At 55.0% G+C, this 20,974-nt stretch carries 13 protein-coding genes and 1 pseudogene; 10 read left to right on the forward strand and 4 right to left on the reverse strand.

Features of this window, described 5'->3' with window-relative positions:
• Positions 1–21 precede the first annotated feature (21 nt).
• Genes ABGM91_RS07545 through ABGM91_RS07555 form a run of 3 tightly spaced genes read left to right on the forward strand, consistent with a single transcriptional unit; the run spans position 22 to position 4,920 of the window.
• A complete protein-coding gene (locus ABGM91_RS07545; protein ID WP_354831035.1) occupies positions 22–2,736 on the forward strand; it encodes a DUF6603 domain-containing protein in 2,715 nt (904 codons plus the stop codon).
• 11 nt (positions 2,737–2,747) lie between these two features.
• Positions 2,748–4,019, forward strand: coding sequence for a hypothetical protein (locus ABGM91_RS07550; protein WP_354831038.1), 1,272 nt, complete (start codon positions 2,748–2,750; stop codon positions 4,017–4,019).
• Positions 4,012–4,920 carry a hypothetical protein gene (locus ABGM91_RS07555; protein ID WP_290565948.1) on the forward strand — a complete coding sequence of 303 codons (909 nt, stop codon included), beginning with the start codon at positions 4,012–4,014 and terminating at the stop codon, positions 4,918–4,920. The genes ABGM91_RS07550 and ABGM91_RS07555 overlap by 8 nt, the downstream gene beginning before the upstream one ends.
• A 447-nt stretch (positions 4,921–5,367) precedes the next feature.
• On the opposite strand, the pseudogene ABGM91_RS07560 reads toward ABGM91_RS07555, so the two are convergent.
• Positions 5,368–6,334 (reverse strand): annotated as a pseudogene (locus ABGM91_RS07560) (IS481 family transposase).
• 360 nt (positions 6,335–6,694) lie between these two features.
• On the opposite strand from ABGM91_RS07560, the gene ABGM91_RS07565 reads away from it, so the two are divergent.
• Together ABGM91_RS07565 and ABGM91_RS07570 are read left to right on the forward strand one after the other, a co-directional pair.
• Positions 6,695–7,051, forward strand: coding sequence for a hypothetical protein (locus ABGM91_RS07565; RefSeq protein WP_354831041.1), 357 nt, complete (start codon positions 6,695–6,697; stop codon positions 7,049–7,051).
• A 748-nt stretch (positions 7,052–7,799) separates the two neighbouring features.
• On the forward strand, positions 7,800–8,780 hold the full coding sequence (locus ABGM91_RS07570) for an Amuc_1434 family mucin 2-degrading aspartic protease (RefSeq protein ID WP_354831044.1): 981 nt from the start codon (positions 7,800–7,802) through the stop codon (positions 8,778–8,780).
• A 109-nt stretch (positions 8,781–8,889) separates the two neighbouring features.
• On the opposite strand, the gene ABGM91_RS07575 is transcribed toward ABGM91_RS07570, so the two are convergent.
• Positions 8,890–10,212 (reverse strand): UDP-glucose/GDP-mannose dehydrogenase family protein, encoded by a 1,323-nt coding sequence (locus ABGM91_RS07575; protein ID WP_354831046.1) that lies wholly within the window; start codon positions 10,210–10,212, stop codon positions 8,890–8,892.
• Between the two features lie 190 nt (positions 10,213–10,402).
• Here ABGM91_RS07575 and ABGM91_RS07580 point away from each other — a divergent pair, with 190 nt between their 5' ends.
• From ABGM91_RS07580 to ABGM91_RS07600, 5 genes are all read left to right on the forward strand, one after another.
• Positions 10,403–11,392 (forward strand): malate dehydrogenase, encoded by a 990-nt coding sequence (locus ABGM91_RS07580; RefSeq protein WP_290565952.1) that lies wholly within the window; start codon positions 10,403–10,405, stop codon positions 11,390–11,392.
• 144 nt (positions 11,393–11,536) lie between these two features.
• Positions 11,537–13,687, forward strand: a complete 2,151-nt coding sequence (locus tag ABGM91_RS07585; protein ID WP_354831050.1) for a hypothetical protein — start codon at positions 11,537–11,539, stop codon at positions 13,685–13,687.
• Between the two features lie 18 nt (positions 13,688–13,705).
• Positions 13,706–15,610: an NPCBM/NEW2 domain-containing protein gene (locus tag ABGM91_RS07590; protein WP_354831052.1), complete on the forward strand. Its 1,905-nt coding sequence runs from the start codon at positions 13,706–13,708 to the stop codon at positions 15,608–15,610.
• Positions 15,611–15,696: 86 nt separating this feature from the next.
• On the forward strand, positions 15,697–18,078 hold the full coding sequence (locus ABGM91_RS07595; RefSeq protein ID WP_354831055.1) for a hypothetical protein: 2,382 nt from the start codon (positions 15,697–15,699) through the stop codon (positions 18,076–18,078).
• A 738-nt stretch (positions 18,079–18,816) separates the two neighbouring features.
• Positions 18,817–19,458 carry an NAD(P)H-dependent oxidoreductase gene (locus ABGM91_RS07600; protein WP_215429084.1) on the forward strand — a complete coding sequence of 214 codons (642 nt, stop codon included), beginning with the start codon at positions 18,817–18,819 and terminating at the stop codon, positions 19,456–19,458.
• Here ABGM91_RS07600 and ABGM91_RS07605 read toward each other — a convergent pair.
• A complete protein-coding gene (locus ABGM91_RS07605; RefSeq protein ID WP_354831057.1) occupies positions 19,442–20,245 on the reverse strand; it encodes an RNA pseudouridine synthase in 804 nt (267 codons plus the stop codon). The two genes, ABGM91_RS07600 and ABGM91_RS07605, sit on opposite strands and share 17 nt — an antisense overlap.
• Before the next feature lie 15 nt (positions 20,246–20,260).
• Positions 20,261–20,953 (reverse strand): pseudouridine synthase, encoded by a 693-nt coding sequence (locus ABGM91_RS07610; protein ID WP_354831060.1) that lies wholly within the window; start codon positions 20,951–20,953, stop codon positions 20,261–20,263.
• Positions 20,954–20,974: the final 21 nt, after the last annotated feature.

Below are 20,974 nucleotides of genomic sequence, written 5' to 3' on the forward strand. Positions count from 1 at the left end.
GTTACAAGAAAAGTGTAAATTTTGGAAATTCCTCAACAAAATTTATCTATCAGTGTGCAGATCGCCGGTGATATACGAATCGGCGATTTGCCTTTCCGTCTGCTTTTCCAGGCTTCCCGGCAGGAAAGTATTATATCGGCCGCCTGGAATGCGGAGGAAGGCGGGGGAATAAGTCCCGCCCTTTTATCTCAACATTTTTCGAATACGCCCCTGAGCGTCGACATTCCGGAGGCTGTTTCCCATTTTGATCTTTCTTTGACAAAAATCGCCTTTGACTACCATTTCAAAGCAAAGCGGTTCACCTTTCTCATCGCGACAAAAAATTATGGGGCTCTGACCATTTCTTCCCATTCCTCGGGGTTGTCGCGGGAGTTCTGTTTTAAGCTGGAAATCAACAGTGTTTTCCAGTTGAACAAACTGCCGGTGATCGGAGAGGGATTGAAGGCGGAGGATTACATCCGTCTGGGATATTTTTCCGTGACCGTCGCGCGAGAAAAGAAAGCAGCCCTGGGTGCCGATCTGGAAGTAGGTCTATTCGGGCAAAAAATTCCTTTTGAGTTGCTTCCGTCGCCGGATAATCGTTCCATGTCGCTTGCCAGTGATGTCAGGCAAGAAAGTATATCTTCCGTTAAGTGGCTGGATGTCAACAAGGATGCTGGCCCCTTACATTTGGCGCGATTAGGCTTTGCCATGGGGGATGGATGCGTGACGGTTCAGGTCGACGGTGGTCTCCGGCTGTCCGTATTATTGCTCGAATTTTTAGGTCTTTATTTGAGCATTCCCTTGAAAAAGAGCAAGCCAGTCGATTTCGGCATCCAGGGGCTTGCCGTTACGGTATCGAGACCTCCCCTGTTATTGTCCGGGGGACTTTATGTTGCAAAAGAAAAGAAGATGTCCTTGTATACGGGCGAGATTTCCGTTCGAGTCGGAAATTTTCAATTAACTGCATTGGGTTCCTATGGAGTTTTTGATGATGGAGATCCCTCTCTTTTTATCTTTTTACTGCTTAATTACCCGCTGGGAGGGCCTTCCATTTTTTATATAACGGGATTGGCGGGAGGGTTTGGTTATAACCGGACCATTATCCTGCCCGCAGAGGTGAAGGATGTAAAAAAGTTTCCGTTTGTGGCTGCAGCCATGCAGCAGGGACCCCTGAAAAAGGAAATGTCGCCGGGAGAGATTCTCAAGGCCATGAATGCGTCTATCAAGCCGCAGCGGGGACAATACTTTGCCTCTGTCGGCGTACGTTTTACCTCCTTCGGGTTAGTGGACGCCTTTCTGCTGGCCAATGTCATGTTTGGCGACCATCTTGAGATTTCCCTGCTGGGCTTGGCCAGTGTCTCGCTCCCTCCCCGGAGTTCTACAAAGGTCGCATATGCGGAGCTTGCCCTGAAAGTGGTCATCGCGCCTGATTGCGGGGTCGTGAGTATATTGGGAGTACTTACAAGCGAGTCTTTCGTTCTTGACAAAGGGTGCAAACTTCGTGGCGGTTTTGCCTTTGTGACGTGGTTTGGAAAAAACGAACATAGCGGTGATTTCATCCTGACGCTGGGCGGATACAGGGAAGGGTTCCTGATACCTCATTATCCCAAGGTAGATCGAATCGGAGTAGATTGGAAAATCAGCAAAAACCTGTCTCTGACAGCCAGTTTTTATTTTGCTCTGACGCCTTCGTGCCTGATGATGGGAGGGTGCCTAGCCCTGACTTTTGAGATGGGGCGTTTAAAAGCCTGGTTTCGGGCTCGCGTTGACTTCTTCATGCAGTGGAAGCCCTTCGCCTATTCGCTTTCTCTTTATGTCAGTATAGGAGCGAGTTTCCGCTGGGATTTTTTTCCGTTTTACAGGACGTTTACTCTTGAACTTTCCGCCAATCTCGATCTTTGGGGTCCGCCGTTTGGCGGGAAAGCCCATGTCAAATGGTGGGTTATCTCATTTACCATTTCCTTCGGTGAGGGCAAGGCCTTGGAGATCCCCATCAAATGGCCGGAATTTGCGGAATCCTTCCTCCCTCAGGCAAAGACAGGCAATGCAAACGAGGCTCAGTATATAGGTATACGTGTGGCAGACGGCATTGTTCGTGAAAACAGGAACAGCGGAGAAAAAATCGTCAGTGCCAAATATCTGTCCATTGAAATTATTTCTCGCCTCCCCTGCAGTTCTCTGCGGCTGGAAGACGAGGTACGGGGGGAGTACGGGGGGCTGGGAGTTGTTCCCATGGGAATCAGTCATTATACAAGCGAGCTGACGGTCAAAGTGCGCAGTGCGGCGGGTGCCGTGGTCCGGATGCAGGGGAAGGCCATTCTTTCCAATCTGCCCAGGGCTCTGTGGGCACAGCGAAAACCGGAGATCAACGATACCGACACACTTCAAAAGAACGTGCCGACAGGCATTGTCTTATGCTGCCCGGATGTTGAACCTGAAGGAATTCTGCCGGAATATCCTGCTGGAAGTTATGATGTGGCTGAGCTGTGCAAGAATGAAATGCTACCTCCTTTGATTTTCTCATGGACTCATCCGTCTCCTATTAGGCCCAAAATTTACCCTGACGAGAACCGGCTGCGGCAGATATCGGATTCCATCGTCAAAACAGGAGGATTGCGGTACAACTGTTTATCGATGCTTGCGAAGGAATTTGGCGTTTATCGGGAGGAAGATTTGAAACTGGACCGCTGGGGTGAAAATTTGGATGAAATTCTGTTCAGCACACCGGAAATTCAAGCTATTGGCACAGAATAACAGGAAGAGATATGGATACAGGAAGAATACAGCTGGCCGCTCGAATCCGGCCGAATTTGCCCGGAGGAGAATACCATGTAGAGGTATCTCAAAGCACGAATATACCGGATTGCACCATAGAAACAGCCCGCTTTACCTTTCATTGCGATGCGGATCCGTCATCCCTGCTGCCTCATGAAATTTATTCCGTCTATCCGCCGAGAGATTGTTTCGGAAAATTTGACATGGTGCTGCCTCATATCATTTTTACGCGCCGCACCTATCCCTGGGAGCGCAACTTTGGCAACGCTCCCGATTCGCCTTGGATAACTTTGCTGCTTTTTGACGAAACTGAGGGTGCCGTTGTGACGGTAATGCCGCGAAGGGAAGCATTTCCCCCTCCTGACGGCGTTTATTGTCCGGCTCTTGGCGAAGGTGGCCAGGAAGAACCCTGTACGGTCCTTGATGTACCTGCGGAATTGTTTTGCGATGTGTGCCCAGCCTTGGACGATTTGCCCTATACTGCACACGCAAGAGGCGTCTGTCGCGACAACAAGGCGATAGAGGCGGTTCAGATTGATGAGTGGCTTTCCGTTCTCGTGAGCAACCGGTATCCCTGTTCCGTTACGGGTGAAGAAGGTGTGAAAAATACGGCTTACGTTGTATCTATCCAGGGATTCGAGAATTTTTTTAACGATGTTCGTTTACGCCAAAGAATCAGGGATTCTAAAGAGTACAGCCATGTACGTCTTTTCGTTCTGACTTCATGGAGTTTTCACTGCAGGCAGGATGATTTTGATTTCAAAACCGTTTTTCAGGGATTGGACGTCGATCCTCTGATAGCCAAAACTTCCGGGAATACGCCACCTCCTGTTCACAATCTCATTTCCAAAGGATTTGTCCCGTTGAACCATTCTCTGCGGGACGGTGGTCGAACGGTATCCTGGTATAAAAGTCCTTTTGCTTCCTGTGAACAAAAAACGAGAAAAAACCGGACGCAGTTTTTTTCGGATTCACGGCTCATATACGAACCGGAAATGGGCATGTTCGACATTTCTTATGCTTCGGCTTTTACACTGGGACGTCTGCTCGCCATGCAGTCGGGTTCCTTTACCGCAGCACTGGATGCATGGAGAAGCGTCAACAAAAGAGAAGCGATCGACCGGAGCAATCATGCTCTGCTTTTGAGTCATATTGATGGAGCTTGCCGTATGATGAATAATGCCGATATGAAAGATATCCTGTTAAGCCGTTTGACTGATTTGACAAAAGAACTGATAGGGGAACAACAATCAAATGCCTGAGAGCTGGACAAAAAGAGAAGAGAGTTTCGATAATCTGTTTGATTTCCTGACCCCCCAGTATATAGCGAAGCGTGGAGGTCTCATGAATGCCGTTTCTTCCGGATTTGAAATTCCTGAAGAAATAGAAAGCAAACTTGCCCTGTGGAGCCTGCTTTACGATGTCCCTTTTCAATATCTTGTCGTACGTGAAGATATGCTGCCGCAGGAAAGCACACGGTTCTTTCATGTGGATGTCAATTTCATTTTCGCGTTGCTGGATGGCGCCATGAGCATAGGGCGAGTATTTGACATCGATTATCAGCATGATGCGGCCATCATCGAAAGCGTTGTTGACCGGGCTTTCAAGAAAAGCTTTTTCGTAAGAAGAAAGCTTTTGGGAAAGCCGGAACAAAAAAGCAATGGTATGGGAGAACGAACTCTCTCCGAAATGCGCAGTACCGGATTTTTGATGCGATCCGTTCTTGTCCGGGGATGGAGGGGACTGGAATTCAAGGCATTTGGAAAAAATGGCGTTCCTTTAAAGATTCTACGGCTGGAGACTTTGGGAAATGACGTTCTGATAGGGATTTTCGATGGTGGAATCGAAAGGCTTGAGGTAGCCCAACCGGCTGAAGGCTTGTATTTTGGCTTTGCCCGCAAAATGGGAGGAGGTTTCGAAAAGTGCTTGCGGGATTTGAAAACGGGGGCTCTTTTGGAAAAAACATATGCAGACGTATCCATGAGAAATGTGCAACGGCGTGTAGTCAATCTCAAGGAAACCGCGTCGAATATAGGAAAAAAATTGTCGATTGCAGAAATGACCTCGGCTCATATCGCTCTGGAAATGATACAAAATCCTTTTACAGGGGCGATTTGTTTAAGCAAAAATAGCGAAGATCGTATTTGTGTGGAGGATGATTAGTGTCCGGTTAAGAGAAGTTTTTGTATTCGGATTTGTTTGATTGTCACCATTGTGAATATATTAGGATTTCTAATCGCGTAAAAAAGGGAGTTTTCATCTGAATTTGAATAGTTAACATATAAATGTAGATGGTGATGAGTTGAGAGTTTTTCATCCATCGACTCATGGTCCAGATGCGGTGGTTTGTGTTTTCAGTCGGGATTATGGGGCCTTTTGCCGTGTTTCCGAAAGCGAACCAGTATTGCCGCCAAGTGATGGCGGGGTTCCTCAGTTTTTGTTTTCATGTGGAGGATCATGAGTTCCTTGCCTTCCATGTGAATGTTCTTCAATTCCATACAGGCTATTTCCCGCGAACGGACACCGCAGAAGGAGCCAAGAACCAGCCTGGGAATGTAGTCAGGATGGCTGGCATAGGCATGAGGGAGAAGGTTTTTCAATTTGTGTGATTCATAGACATCGTTTCAATTTCATCACCCTCAAGTCAATCTTATCATCTGCAACTCGAAGGATTTCTTTGGATGCATCGTAAGCATAAAAAAACTTCGTCGCTGTAGGGTGTTTTTTCATACAGCTCACATACTCTCTGCATAGAAGTTTTTCCTCCTAACGATCCATGTGGCCTGCGGTAATTATAAGTTGTCTGCCAGCATTCCAACTCTTCCGCCAATTGTTCGAATGGCAAGTCATTCAATGCATAAAATTCGATCCTGTCTGTTTTCTGTGATCTTTTGACCTTCCCGTTCAAATGAGGACGCCTTGGCTTGTTAGGTCTGAATTTGATTGCAGCTCCATGAGTTTTTTCTGGACGCTTTCTGCAAAGAATTCTAACCCTCTGTCTGAATGCGTTGAATGGGAAAGGGCATTTCTTCCAGAAGATCCTCTAAAAAGAGAAGCGTATTGGCCGCTGTGCGTCTTTTATAGAGTTTCATGACCCTTATCTTGAGCAGTCGTCTATCGCTGTATATTGATACATGCTCGGGCCAATTTTGCAGGTATCCATTTGGATTCTTTCCCCAGGAAGCGAGGCTTCATAACGACGCTAATGACTTTTCTTCCCCTGCTTCAAAAGCGGCTTTGCCTCGGAGAATGTGAGTATTTTGTGGATTGTGCCAAGAGAGAGCCTGATGTCATGATTCAAAAGAAGTTCACATTGCAGCCGCCGGGCTCCAATATTTCGAGTCCTTCGAAGATCCATGACGAGATTTGTAAGTTCTTCGTTGATTTTACGTTTGGGGCTATGGTGCGGCCGCCGAGTTTTCTCTGTAAGGCCTTCTTCTCCCTTTTCAAGATAACGTTTCGACCATTTTCTCAAGGTTGGACGACTTATTCCACAGCGCAGGCAAGTCAAGCATGCATCGCCTGTTTTCTCATAGTACTCAATCCATTTTTTCCTCCCATTTGAATCCATTTTCATTGCTCCTTTCTACTTCAGAGTTGAAACGATGTCTATGAATCACACAAAGGCATTCGTTATCAAGCACAGATGAAGGACTATGAGCAGATGAATCCCATGCTGTTCGACGAGGTGGAAGAGTTTGAGGCGATGGTTGAACGGCTCCGACATTTCATGGAGCTCATTTTCGGTGATTTAGAGACGACAGGCTGTATAAGAGATAATGTGGTGTACAAGAAACAGGATGTTTTCAGATAATTGCGGGAGGGATTCATGTTATGAGATATAGCCATGTTTGGCTTATTCATGATAAAAGGGCAGGAATCAAGTACCTCAAGGCAACGTTATATGTTGTCTTGTTCCTTTCTCACAATTACGACCATGAGGGATATACACCATCAATCTGAAGAAAATCCTTTGAATCTCCTGGTAGCCAGAGGTGATGGGAAAGCTCCCGTGAGTATTGAGCTGTTGAAGGACTGGTCTGATTGGCTGACGAAGGAATTGTCCAAGATGGCGATCCGACAAGAATATTCAACTCCCCCTGTGAACCCGGAATGGTGTGATTTGAAAACAGCTGCTTCTTATTTCGGGATGAAACGGGATCGTATGAGAACGTATGTTTGTGAAGGGGTAAGGTTGGGAAAAATTCGGAAAATGCAACCGAAGGATTATCTGGGGCGTCAGGGATTTACCAGATATAATATGGGCGACTTGGAAAAATATCTCTGCGAATGATCGTAGAGGTCAGAGAAAGCTTTTTTCTAAGGGGCGAGTATGGAGGTCAGAAAAGAATGCTTGTGCGTTTTTTGAGAGCTGGTATATATCTCTTTGTGATCTTTGGTTTAGTAGATATCCTTGTATGACAAAGAAAGATTATTCCGAATATCAGGGGTACATATTGCTGTACTTATCTAATTATTAATATCTACAATCCTGTCTTCCCGACCATTTAATAAAGCTTGACGGCTCAGAAATTATTGGATTTTTTGAGGATTGCATGCGGAAATGTTTTCTATTCCTAATCAACAGGAAATGAATGGAAGAATTGTTTTAATTTATTACGGGAGAATAAGTTGAAAAGTTTGAAGTATACGGGGTGGCCTTTCAGCTTGAAATTCGAGGGATGCAGGGCACAGTAGATGCGTGAGTGAGAGTCGGCAGAAGACATCAGCTTTTTCCTGGCTAGCGGGGTTGAGGTGGTCGTTTGGCGGGTATGTGGTAGGGACGCTTCTTGCGGCGGGGGCAGGGGCTCTGGATTTTCCCATGCTGGCGCGGGTGGTGCTTTTGGCGGCGGCGGTTTGTTTTGTCGTGTCTCTTGTTTGTGCGGGGGCGTGCGTGCGGAGCAGCAAAGCGGCCCGGTGGTACTTGCTTCTTGTACTCGTGATGATGTTGGTTGCGATTCTGTTCGGGCGCGGTAGCAATTAATTGGTCATCTGTATATCTTTTGATTGACCGCGTGTGAGCGTATGTATACTTTCCCGGCATGTCCCTTCGATTTTTGTCGAGTCTCTCTCTTGCGGCCGGCGTGGCCGTGATCGCCCAAGCGAATACCCAGCCTTATCCGGATTCCGATTCCTCAGACGGTTATGATACCGGCTATTATGCGGAAGCCTATTCCGGAGGGTACAACAGCTCTCCCGCTCCGGTAGGGGAGACCGCTTCCAAACCCATTTTCCCCACGCAGTCCTATTTTGAGCTGCTTGGCCCCATGGATTCCAGAAACGGTCATGGGAGCGTGAACGTGCAGAACTGGATGACGGACCTGAATCTGTGCCGGATGTCCAGCGGTTCCTGGGGCTTTTCCGCCACGACGGCCCTTCGTTTGAGCTGGTTTAACGGAGAAGGCGCTCGCGATATGGATGTGAACGAGCTGTACACGGTCTGGCTGAATGCGACTGCTTCCTACAAGCTTACGGGGAAGACCCGCTTGGTTTTTGGCGTGACGCCGCAGATTTCTACGGATTTCGATACCTGGACAACCCATAATATCTTTTTTGGCGGCCATGCTCTTCTCGCGGGTCCCTTGAATGACCGGTTCAGCTACGGCATCGGCGTAGGCTGCTATCCCCAGTTGGGGGATTTCCCTATCCTCCCCCTTATCCAGTTCGAATGGAAAGCAACGCGCAACTGGATACTCCAGCTGGAAGGCGCCCGCCTTTCCTACATCAATAAAGTGAGCGAAGGCTTGACGTGGGGGCCGTTCGTTTCCGTGGTTTCCGGGACATGGACGATCCACCATGACCGCCGCGTCCGCCAGTTTGAGTGGATTTCCGGCGTGGCCGGCGTAGGCGCGGAGATAGGGCTGGGCCGTTGGGGGAGCGTACATCCCCGCATCGTGACGGACGTGGGCTTTTCCTTCGGGAATTCCGGCACCATCAAGACCAGCAACGGGAGCCATGAACTGGAGAAGTACCATTACGATCCCGGTTTTTACCTGCGGGCGGGATTGCAGTTTGATTTTTGATCGGCCAACAGGATTAGCGAATACATGACAAAGGCCCCCGGAGCATTCCGCGCTCCGGGGGCCTTTTTGCAAGGATGCTGCGTAGAACCGGGATCATGCCCGGGCGGCGTTATGCCTCTTCAATGGGGGGGCGGCCCACGGAGTGGTATTCAAAGCCCATGGCCTTGATATTGGCCGGGGAGAGGATGTTCCTTCCGTCAAAGATGATGCGGTTGCGCATGACGTCCGCCAGCTTCTGGAGGTCCGCATTGGCGTATTCGCTCCATTCCGTGGCGATGATCAACACTTCCGCATCCCGGGCGCATTCATACATGTCTTCCACCAGCGTGACGCCCAGCGGTTCCAGAATGGGGGCGGCGGTGTGCATGGCTTTGGGGTCCGTGGCGGTGACTACCGCTCCCTCCTTGCGGAGTTTTTCACAGAGTTTCAGGGCAATGGATTCCCGGATGTCGTCCGTGTTCTGCTTGAACGCCAGGCCCCAAACGGCAATTTTTTTATCCTTGAGCACCCACAGGCGTTCCCGTATCTGGTCCAGGAAGTGGACGTGCTGGGTGTTGTTGATGTGTTCCACCTCCTCCAGCAGGGTGAAGGGGATGCCCAGCGTGCGGCTGATGTTGATGAAGGCCTTGACGTCCTTCGGGAAGCAGGAGCCGCCGTACCCCAGGCCCGCGTTGAGGAAGTGGCGTGAGATGCGCTTGTCCATGCCGATGCCTTCCGCCACCAGCTCCACGTCCGCGCCCGTTTTTTCACAGACTTTGGCGACGGCGTTGATGTAGGAGATTTTCAGGGCCAGGAAGGAGTTGGCCGCGTGCTTGATGAGTTCCGCGGAGTTGACGTCCGTTTCCAGAATGGGGGCCAGGATGGGCTGGTAAACGCGCTTGATGACGTTCATGGCGCGTTCCGAGTTGGCGCCGATGACGATGCGGTCCGGGTGCAGCAGGTCATCCACCGCGCAGCCTTCCCTCAGGAATTCCGGGTTGGAGACGATGTCGAATTCCACGCCGGGGCCTGCATAGCGCTTGATGGTCTGGCGCACTTTTTCCCCGGTTTTAACCGGAACGGTGGATTTGTCCACAATGACCTTGTAACCCATTTCCGGTTTCAGCACCTGGGCTATTTCCCGCGCCACTTTTTCAATGTAGGTCAGGTCCACGGAGCCGTCCGTATTGGGGGGGGTAGGCACGGCAATGAAGATGACTTCACTTTCCGCGATGGAATCCGCAATGGAAGGGGAAAATTCCAGCCGTCCCACGGCCACGTTTTTTTTCACGAGTTCTTCCAGCTTGGGCTCGTAAATGGGAATGGACCCGGATTGGAGGGTGCGTATTTTTTCTGTATTATTGTCCACGCAGATGACGTGGTGGCCCATTTCCGCAAAACAGGTGCCCGTGGTAAGCCCCACGTAGCCACTGCCGATGATCGTTAAATTCATGGTGTCAGTGCAAATATATGGTAAAAAATCGGTTGCCTTAAAGGATAGGGGCTGCGAGGCTGATGTTCAAGCATAATGGGGGAGAGGATTTTTTCTGTCAAAATAAAAAGTTCCTGATTGAGCGCCTCTCTTCCGTGTGATATAACCACGACCAGACAGAAAAGATCTGTTTATTTTTAATTTGAACGTTATGAAAACACCTATCACCGTTACCGTTACAGGAGCCGCCGGCCAAATCGCCTATTCCCTGCTGTTCCGCATTGCTTCCGGCAGCATGCTGGGACCGGACCAGCCGATCAACCTGCGCCTGCTGGAAATTCCCCCGGCCATGAATGCACTGGAAGGGGTGGTAATGGAACTGCGTGATGCCGCGTTCCCGCTGGTCAATGAAATCGTTCCCACTTCCGATCCGGATGAAGCCTTCTCCGGCGCGGATTGGTGCCTCCTGGTAGGTTCCGTTCCCCGCAAGGCAGGCATGGAACGCAAGGACCTGCTGGATATCAACGGCAAGGTGTTCATCGGCCAGGGGCAGGCCATCGCCCGCAGCGCCGCCAAGGACGTGCGCGTGCTGGTCGTCGGCAACCCCTGCAATACGAATGCCCTGATCGCCATGCACAACGCCACCGGCGTTCCCGCCGACCGTTTCTTCGCCATGACCCGCCTGGATGAAAACCGCGCCAAGAGCCAGCTTGCCGAGAAGGCCGGCGTCCATGTGACGGAAGTGACCAACATGACCATCTGGGGCAACCACTCCTCCACCCAGTATCCGGACTTCACCAACGCCAAGATCGGCGGCAAGCCCGTGACGGAAGTCATCAAGGATACGGAATGGCTCAAGGGCGACTTCATCACCACCGTGCAGCAGCGCGGCGCCGCCATCATCAAGGCCCGCGGCGCTTCCTCCGCCGCCTCCGCCGCCTCCGCCGCCGTGGACACCGTCCGCAGCCTGGCTACCCAGACCCCGGAAGGCGACTGGTACTCCGTGGCCGTCTGTTCCGATGGCTCCTATGGCATTGAAAAGGGCCTCATCTGCTCCTTCCCGGTCCGCACCACCAAGGACGGCGGCTGGGAAATCGTGCAGGGCCTCCCGATCGACGCGTTCTCCCAGGAAAAGATTGACGCCACCGTCAATGAACTGAAGGAAGAACGTGACGCCGTTTCCTCTCTGTTGAAGCATTAAAGTTGATTTGCTCTTGCGCCGGGCTTCCCTTTTCCGGGAAGCCCGGTTTTTTTGTGCCCGGGAACCTCCGTAAGCCTCATTTTCTGCGGGACAGAAGTTTCCCGCCATGTTAAGAAGGAGGATGGACGCAGCGTCCGTTTATTTATGGATCAAGACCGTATACTATACCGGGGGGAGGCGTTCACGCTGACCGGGAATTCCGTGCGCCAGGATGCCGCGCACTGGGCGGAAGTGCAGCCGGACGGGCAGGTGAAGACGATGAAAAACGGCCGTTATTCAGAATGGCGCATCCTGCCGGAGACCGGAAATGCCCCGCATTACCGGGGAAGCTTTGAAGTGCTTAACAAGGCTTACAGCCTGGCGCTGAATGAGGCCTCCTCCCTGCTCAACGGGGAGGGGACGTTCCGTACAGGCGCCAACTGGCCCACCGTGTGGACGCGGGATATTTCCTATGCCACCCACCTGGGGCTGGGCCTGTGGAACGTTCATGCCTGCATGAAGAGCCTGAATGCACGGGTGCGGAACGGGGAGGTGGAGCAGGATACCGGAACGGGCGGCTCCTGGCCCATTTCCTCAGACCGCGTGGTGTGGGGAATGGCCGCGTGGGAGGTTTACTGCCTCACGGGGGATGCCGGCTGGCTGTCCCGTTCCTGCCGCGTGCTGGAAAAGACATGCCTGCGGGATGAAGAGGTGCTTGCGGCCACAGGGGGGCTGGTGAAGGGGGAGTCTTCCTTCCTGGACTGGCGGGAACAGAGCTATCCCGCGTGGATGACTTCCGCGGACATCGGGGATTCATGCAGCCTTTCCACCATGGTTCTTCATGTGGAGGCCCGGCGAACGCTGTCCCGCATGTTCCGGGAGCTGGGGCAGGAAGAAAAGGCGCGGGAGTGGGAGGAAAAAAGCGCGGCCCTCTCCGCCGTGATTGAGCGGTTTTTCCGGATTCCAGGGCATGCCCTGTACGGGCAGTACCTGTATGGGCGCGGGTATCCCGTGCTGTCGGAAAAGGTGGACTCCCTGGGCAATTTGCTCTGCGTGCTTCTGGGGCAGGCGCACGGTTCCCATGCCGCCGGCATGGTGGCCGTCCTCCCCCACTGCGTTTACGGCATTCCCTGTTTCCACCCCCAGATGCCGGACGGCGTGCCTCCCTACCATAACCGCGCCATGTGGCCGTTCCTGGAGGGGTATTATGCGCAGGCCGCCGCCGCGGTGGAGAATGAGTCCGCCCTGGCCCTGGCGTTCGCCTGCATGGTGCGCGCCGCCCTGCTGTGCGGTACCAACAAGGAGAATATTCTTCTGGAAACGGGGCTGGATGAAGGCCTGCTGCTCAGTTCGGACAGCCAGCTCTGGAGTATTGCCGGGATGCTGGGCAGTTTTTACAAGGGGCTGTTCGGCATCCGGCTCCTGCCGGATTCCCTGGAATTCCGTCCCTGCGTTCCGGAGTCCTTTGAGGGAGTCCATGAGTTGTCCGGGCTGGAATACCGCGGCATGACGGTAGACGTGCGCCTGAAGGGCCGCGGGCACCAGATAGCGCGCTGCCTGGTGAACGGGCGGGAGGGGCGCCCGGCGCTTTCCGCAGACATGAAGGGCCGTGTGCTGGTGGAGCTGGAACTGGTTCCGGGAGAGGAAGGGGCGGGGCAGGTGAACCTGGCCCACATGGGCGGCAGCCTGGCGGCTCCGGAATGGAAGGCCAGCCGCCATGGCATCGCGTGGGAGGCCGTGAACGGCGCGGATTATTACCGCGTTTACCGGAACGGCATTCCGGTGTCCCAGACGGAGCATTGCCATTACATGCCTTCTCCCAGCCGGGGGGACGTGTATTTCCAGGTGATGGCGGTTGCGCTGGACGGCAGGGAGTCCTACCTTAATGAACCCAATGATTATCCTTCTGCGGATTCCCGCATGGAGACGCGCCCCTGCGGGCTGAGCGGGGATGAGGTCTGGTTTTCCCGCGTTACGGAGTCTCCGGACGCCCTGTGCTATAACGTGAACATAGACCGGCCCGGCGTGTACAGGGTGGACGCCTTTTTTGCCAACGGCACGTATGACGTTTCAGACGGGAACACCTGCGCCCTGCGCAGCCTGTACCTGAACGGGCGGCGCGCCGGCACGCTGGCTTTCCCCCATACGTCCCGCTCCGGCAACTGGGAATATTTCATTTATTCCACGGCGGTGGAGGCGGTGATGACGCCGGGCCCCTGCCGCGTGGAGGTGGTGTACGACTCTTTTTCCGAGAATATGAACCGCCTGGTGAATGATATGGTGATAAAACACCTGCGCTTTACCCGTATATCCTGACATCGGTTCATGGATCTTATGTCAAAACGCTTTTTTGTCTTGTTGCTGGCCCTGGGGACCGGCGTGTGGAACGCTCCTGCCCGGGAGAAGGAGGAGGCAGCCGCCTCACAGCCTCCGGCCTCCGCTCCCGCGGAGGGGGCGGGTTTTACCCGACTGCCCGTGAGCTGGACCGTGAATCCCCGGGATGCCGCCACGGCCCGCGCCGCGTGGAAGGCGCTGGAAGCCTTCCATCAGGGCAAGCCCAGATCCTCCAGAAAATTGCACGTGGTTTACGTAACGTTCAAGGACAGGCCCGCGCTGGACGGATACCGGGAACGGTATGACCACATCCTGAAAAACATCCAGGCTTATTACGCGGACCAGATGAAGGCCAACGGTTTTCCCCCGCTTACGTTCCAGCTTGACCTGGATGACCGGGGCAAGCTGGTCATCCATGATGCCTATGTGGACAAGCCCATGAGCGAGATGAACGTGCAGAGTTCCGGCCCCGTCTCCCGTGAAGCCGCCAAGAAAGTGCTGGCGTCCAAGGGGATTGACATGGAAAAGGAGCACGTGCTGATCGTGTGCCAGCTTCCGGACGGCGTGGGGCCTTATTACGGGGGCGGCTTCAGCCACCAGGGAACGGGCTGGACCTGTGACCAGGAGGGGCTGGACCCTGCCAGCTTCCTGGATACGGAGATGATGCAGGGCGGCCGCTTCAAGGTGACCAAAGGAAAGAACGCCACCATTTACATCGGCGGCACGGCCCATGAACTGGGGCACTCCTTCGGCCTTCCCCATACGGGCAACGGATGGGATTACCCCGATGCGGGGGATTCCCTGATGGGGCACGGCAATTCCTCGTACGGCAATGAACTGCGTAACGAGGGGAAGGGCGCTTATCTGGCCCCTACGGACGCCCTGAAGCTGGCCAGCGTGCCGCTGTTCAACGGGGTGGAGACGGAGCTTCCCGCTGACGCCTCCTACGGGCGCATGATCGGCAAGTACGTTCCGGGTTCCTATGAACGGCTGGAGGCCATTCCCGTCAAGGACGGCCTGCGGCTGAAGGGCCGGGTGCGCCTGACGCGGCCTGCTTACGGCATTGTGGTTCATCTGGACCCTCCCGGCGGTTCGGATTATGATTCCAATGCCGTGGGGGCTTCCCTGAATGAAAAGGGAGAATTTGACCTCACCATCTGCCGGCCCGGCTATAAGGGCGGCTTTATTGAGATGCGGGTGGCGGTGCTGAATTGCGACAGCACCCGCAGCATGATTACGTTGCCCGTGTGGATGGACGCGCAGGGCGCCAAGGCCCCGTCCCTGGCCCAGGCCGTTTACTTCGGAGACGTGCAGAACCTGTGGATACGCGGCAACATGAATGAGGCCGGGAAAGCCCTCGCGGAGGTGGAGCGCAAGCATGGCTCCCGTCCGGAGGTGAAGGAATGGCTCCCCATCTGGAAGCGCGCCCTGGAGCGTCAGGACCCTTCCCTGGAGGCTACCCCGGCCCAGATTCCGGCAGAGACCGTCAGCGTCAGCCTGAATGACTGCAAGCCCTCCGTGGCGCAGGTGGGCTGGGCCGTTCCCCTGTGGGACGCCCTTTTCCCGTCTGATCTGGGGCCTGTGCCCTTTTTCCGGACGATCGGGAAGCCGGACCACTTCATCCTGGCGCACGCTCCGGCCGTCTTTTCCTATGACCTGGATGGCCGCTGGAAGGAATTCCGCGCTGATGTGGGGCTGCCCTTCGGCTCCCGCGGCAGCGTCAGGTTCGGCGTGTATCTGGACGGTAAAAAGCTTGTTGAATCTCCCGTGCTCAAGGACGGTTCCTCCATTCCCGTGAAGGTGGCTGTGGAGGGCGGCAAGAAGCTGGAAATCCGCGTGGATGACGCCGGAGACGGCAATGCCGCTGACTGGGGCATCATCGCCAACGGCGTTCTGACCCGGTAAATTTCTGCTCCACTGGCGGAGAAATGTGACATTAGGCTTGTCTTTTGTCCTTTCTCATAGTGTTCTGTGGACTAGCCATGATTGGGATGAATGCAAAGCTATGGGGTGCGGCGGCTCTGATTGCCGGAGCTCCCCTGTTTGCAGAAACGCCCGCAGGGCAGTCCCCCGCTTCCTCACCCGCCAAGGCCGGGGAGGAAACCCCGCGGGAGGAGATGGCGGGAAATCTGCTTTCCGGCACGCTCATGCCGCAGATCCCTTCCAATATCTCCATCACCAATGACGGCCCCATCAGGGTGGAGAAATCCAGGAAGGTCATTTTTGAAGGTCCGCGCGTGCACATGGTAGCGGATACGGGAGTGGAAGTATTTGCGGATTACGCCCAGGCGGACCTGGACCAGAACAAGGTCTTTCTGAAAGGCAACCTGGCCATTTACCAGAGTGATAGCAGAACGCGGACCAACAGCCTGATCCGCGCCAATACCGCGGAATTTGACTGGAAGAACGAGGTGCTTCTCACGGATGCCATCAAGGCGAAGATGGAAGGCCTGATCCTGCGCAGCGGGAAGTTTGAATCCCGGAAGGACGCCGCGGGCAATACCTATCTGGAAGCCCTGAACGCCTCCGTTACGGCGGAGGACGTCAGCGACCCCCTCACCTGGATTTCCGCGGACAGGATACGCGTTTATCCGGAAGACAGGTTTTCCTTCAAGAACCTGACCCTGTATTACGGGGGCGTGCCCTTCTTTTACTTTCCCTACCTCAGCCATTCCCTGAATCCGGAAGTGGGCTACCTTCCGTTGCCTGGCATGCGGTCCATCTGGGGGCCTTACCTTCTGAATGAATACGGGTTCCTGATGGGCAAAAAATGGTCGGACAACGGCATGCCCTCCGCGGACTACCTGGGCACCCTGCATCTGGATTACCGTACCCGGCGCGGCTTTGCCTACGGGTTGGACATCCGCGACGTGCTGCTGGAAAAGGATTGTCCGGACATGACGGGGCTCTCCTTTTACAAGACCCATGACAAGGGGGTGAAGATTAACGCCGGGGACGATGAATCCCGGGAAGGGCTGGACCCGGACCGCTGGCGGTTCGCGCTTCAGCAGATGTGGTCCCACCGGGTAAACGGACGCACGGACTGGCGGCTGAAGGCCAACGTCAACATGCTGAGCGACGAGTACATGCTCCGTGACTTCTATCCGGAAATCTACCAGCGCAACTCTTCTCCGGATAACACGGTGCTTCTCTCCCGCACGGATGACACCAATGATTTTTCCCTGCTGCAGCGTTTCGTTCCCAACAACTTTTACATGGCGGACCAGCGGACGGAGTTCAGTTATGAACGCATCAAGTCCCCCGTTTTCCGTTCCCCCGTCATGTATGAAAGCCGCACCAGCTTCGCTTTCCTCAAGCAGTACGTTCCCCCCTTCATGAGGACGGAAATCCGGGACATGCTGGACTATATGGAGCCCGGAACCACCTCTTATGATTACTGGGCCCGCATGCTGATGACGGACAGTTTCAGCCGGTTCCACTCCTACCATGAGATTTCCGCTTCCCAGAAAATCATGGGCTTCCTGAACGTGACGCCCAAGCTGGGCGGGGGGTACACGGGGTATTACGGCGTGGATGACTACAAGCCGCTCAACCAGGGAATTTTTTATGCGGGCACGGATGCGGATTTCAAATTTTCCCGCCGTTATTCCTCCGTGTACAGTGATTCCATGGGGCTGAACGGCATGAACCACATCGTGCAGCCCCACTTTACGCTGGCATACGTGAAGACCAACCGCCTGAATGAGCTTTACCCCCAGATAGACGGGGACACCCCCACCACCAACCCGACGTCCCTGAGCCTGGGCCGGTACACGGAAATTGATTCCCTGCCCACGGGCCTGGTATTCCGCTACGGCCTGCGCAATATGCTGATGACCAGCCGTGACGCCAACTCCCACCGCTGGTTCTCCTGGGACGTGTTCATGGATGCGTACCTGTATGATCCGGTTAACCAGCGGGACTTTTCCAACCTCTTTTCCTTCATGCGCTGGAATCCCGTCCCGTGGATGGAATACCGGTCGGAAATGCAGGCACCCATCCTGGGGAAGGATAAGATTTCCGGCTGCCATGAATATAACAACTCCCTGCGCTTCATGCCGTGGCGTTCCACGGAAATCGTGGTTGGGCACCGTTATCTGAACCAGCACTCCCTGCTGGAAGACAGCAGCCAGCTGGATTTGCGCCTCCTTCAGCGCTTTTCGGAAGCCTGGGCCTTCAGCGGCAAGTGGCGCTTCTCCCTGCTGGACGGCAAGCTGGACATCCAGGAATACAACGTGTACCACAACATGGGTTCCTGGTACCTGGGCGTGGGCGCGTTCGTGCGCAAAAACGGGAATAAAAGTGAATTCGGCCTGGGCATCAGCTTCACGATCCAGCAGACCGGGGACTACATGCCGGTCAAGTTCCTCTGATTTCCGGAAGAGGGTGTTTCCCCTGTGCTTCGCAGGGGAAGCCATGTGAAGTTTCCTAAGTGGGGCAGGGGGGGAATTTCTCCGGGATTGCAGGCTCTGCAAGCTCTTGTTCCCGCCAGCGCGGCCATCAGGAAACACGGTAGAAGGGAAATATACCTTGGTTTGGCAAGGAGCCGCCAGCTGGGAACGGAGGCCTCCCGGCCTTCGCATTTAAATCTCTTCCGGGGCAAAGCGAGGAGTTTTGCTTACAAGGGCCCGGAGGCCGTTGCCCCAGCAGCACGGCCATCAAAAGGCGCGGTAGAAGGACAATACGCCATGGTTTGAACGGAAACCTCCAACCGGGAACGAAGGTTTGGTTCGTGCCTCTTTCAGATTCACTTACCCTGCGGGGCTCAAGCTTCTCTTTCCGTCTGACCGCAGCGCGGTTTTCCGGTCTTTATAGCTGGATTCCTGCTGGAGCGCAGCGGAGGGAAATTTTCTGTTGCCTGTCCTGCTGCCACAGAGAAATTGCGTTGCCGGACGGAAGAGCGGGCGCTCCTTTTGCTTCATCGGCAGGAAAAGAGTTTTTCCATAAGAGGGGAGCCGCCGCGGTTGTGCCGGAACCTTGGCTTGCATTCCGGTGGGGAAAGAAGGAAGATGCAATGATACGGGACCAACCATGGCGGGTGCCTTCATGAGAGCGTCGTCCGGCGCCGGGTATCCGCAGGAAGCCCTGCACCAATAAGCCTTATAACAAAGATGAACGCTCAGGAATTAATCAAGACGCTGGAATGGCGTTACGCCACCAAGATATTCAACCCGGACCGCCGCATTCCGGCGGATGACTGGGAGGCCCTTCTGGAATCCCTTCACTTAAGCCCCTCCTCCCTTGGGCTTCAGATGTGGAAGTTCCTTGACGTGCAGGACCCCGCCGTGCGGGCGGAGCTCCGCAAGGCTTCCTGGAACCAGTCCCAGGTCACGGACGCCTCCCATTTGGTGGTCTTCTGCGCCCGCAGGGACTTCAAGCCGGAAGACGTGCAGCGTTATCTGGAACGCATCGTGGAAGTGCGCGGCGTCACCATGGAATCCCTGGACCAGTACCGCGCCCGCATTTTTGAACTGGTGGACTCCAAGTCCCCGGAAGTGCTGAAAGCCTGGCTGGAACGGCAGGTATACATCGCCCTGGGCTTCATGATGAGCTGCGCCGCTGATCTCCGGGTGGATACCTGCGCTCTGGAAGGGATGGACCCCGCGGCGTATGACCGCATTCTGAAGCTGGAAGACTCCCCGTATTACGCGCTCTGCGCCCTGGCCCTGGGCTACCGGGATGAAGAGGCGGACAAGTACGCCCGTCTGGCGAAGGTCCGCTTTGACCGGGACGAGGTCATTCCGGTCGTTTGACGGAATCTTCCCGGGTTCCGGCCTCAAGCAGCCTGCGCATGTCTTCCGGCAGGGGCGCTTCCACGGTGAACATTTGTTCGTCAAAGGGGAACTCCAGCCGGCAGGCGTGCAGCGCATGGCGCGGCAGAATGAGTTTTTCTTCCAGCTCCCGGCTCCATCCGTGCTGGATGTAGTCCAGGTAGCACTCCTCGGAAGGGCCGTAAATCTTGTCTCCCAGGATGGGGTGGCCCAGGTGCGCCAGATGCACGCGTATCTGATGCATGCGGCCCGTTACCGGAATGCACCGGACCAACGCCAGTGGGCCGTGGGAAGTATTCCATGCCCGCTCCACCCGGAAGACGGTGGAGCATTCCTTCCCGGCGGGGTGCACAGCTTGTTTGACCCAGATGCGGCTTTCCGCCACGTCTCCCTGCCGCAGGATGGGGGCGTCGCAGGCTGTTTCCGTCCATTCCGGCCGTCCCCGGACGATGGCCAGGTATTCCTTGTGCATCAGGCGCCTCTGCATGGCCCTGCCCAGTTGGCGCGCCGCCGCCTTGTTCTTGGCGATCAGCGTCAGGCCGCTGGTTTCCCGGTCCAGCCTGTTGACCAGGGAAAGCGCTGCTCCATTGGTGATTTCATAGATGAGCAGGGCTTCCACGCCTTCCAGCAGATTGGGTTCCTTCTTCCCGTTGGAAGGATGGACGATGAGAGGGGCCCCCTTGTCCGCCACGATCCAGTCCCCGGACTCCGCCGCCACCTCAAAGTGCGGAAAGCAGGCGATCGGAGCGTCGGAAATGGGTATCCACATGGCGCGGGCAGGGGCTTACAGCGCGTCCGGGCGGATGGGAGTCCATTCCCCCGGTTCCAGATTCAGCCCGTCCAGGCGCAGGGAGCCGATGGAAATGCGGCACAGGGAAGCCACGGGAGCGCCCACGGCGGCCAGCATGCGGCGCACCTGGTGGTACTTTCCTTCCGTCAGCGTCAGCCGGGCGCGGCGCGGTTCCAGGATTTCCAGGGCCGCGGGGGCGCAGGGGCGGTCCTCCCCGGCCAGCGTGAAAGCGCCGGAGGCGAACAGCTCCACGGCCTCCGCCGGAATGTCCTCCTCCGTAACGGCTTCATAAACCTTGGGAACGTGGTGTTTGGGGGATGTCATCCGGTGGATGAACTTCCCGTCATCCGTGATGAGAAGCAGGCCGGACGTCTCCTTGTCCAGCCGCCCTACGGAAGAAACCGCGGGGTTCCTGTGCCGCCACTGGAAGGGCAGCAGGTCGTAAATCACGTCCCCCTCCTCTCCGTCATGGCTGCATGTGTACCCCAGGGGCTTGTAAAGGGCCGCGTACAGGCCGTCCGGGAATTCCACCGGTTCCCCGTCCAGCAGAATGCCGTCCGGCTGTACCTTATCCGTGGGGGCGGTGCATGGCTCCCCCTTGAAGGTGATGGAGTGGCGTTTGATCCAGCCCAGCGCCTCCCGCCTGGAACAGTACCCGTAGCGGGATAAAAGAGCATCCAGTCTCATGCGGCGTATTTTTTCCTAACG

It is taken from the genome of Akkermansia muciniphila (genome assembly GCF_040616545.1).
In the GTDB taxonomy this organism is placed as follows: domain Bacteria; phylum Verrucomicrobiota; class Verrucomicrobiia; order Verrucomicrobiales; family Akkermansiaceae; genus Akkermansia; species Akkermansia muciniphila_E.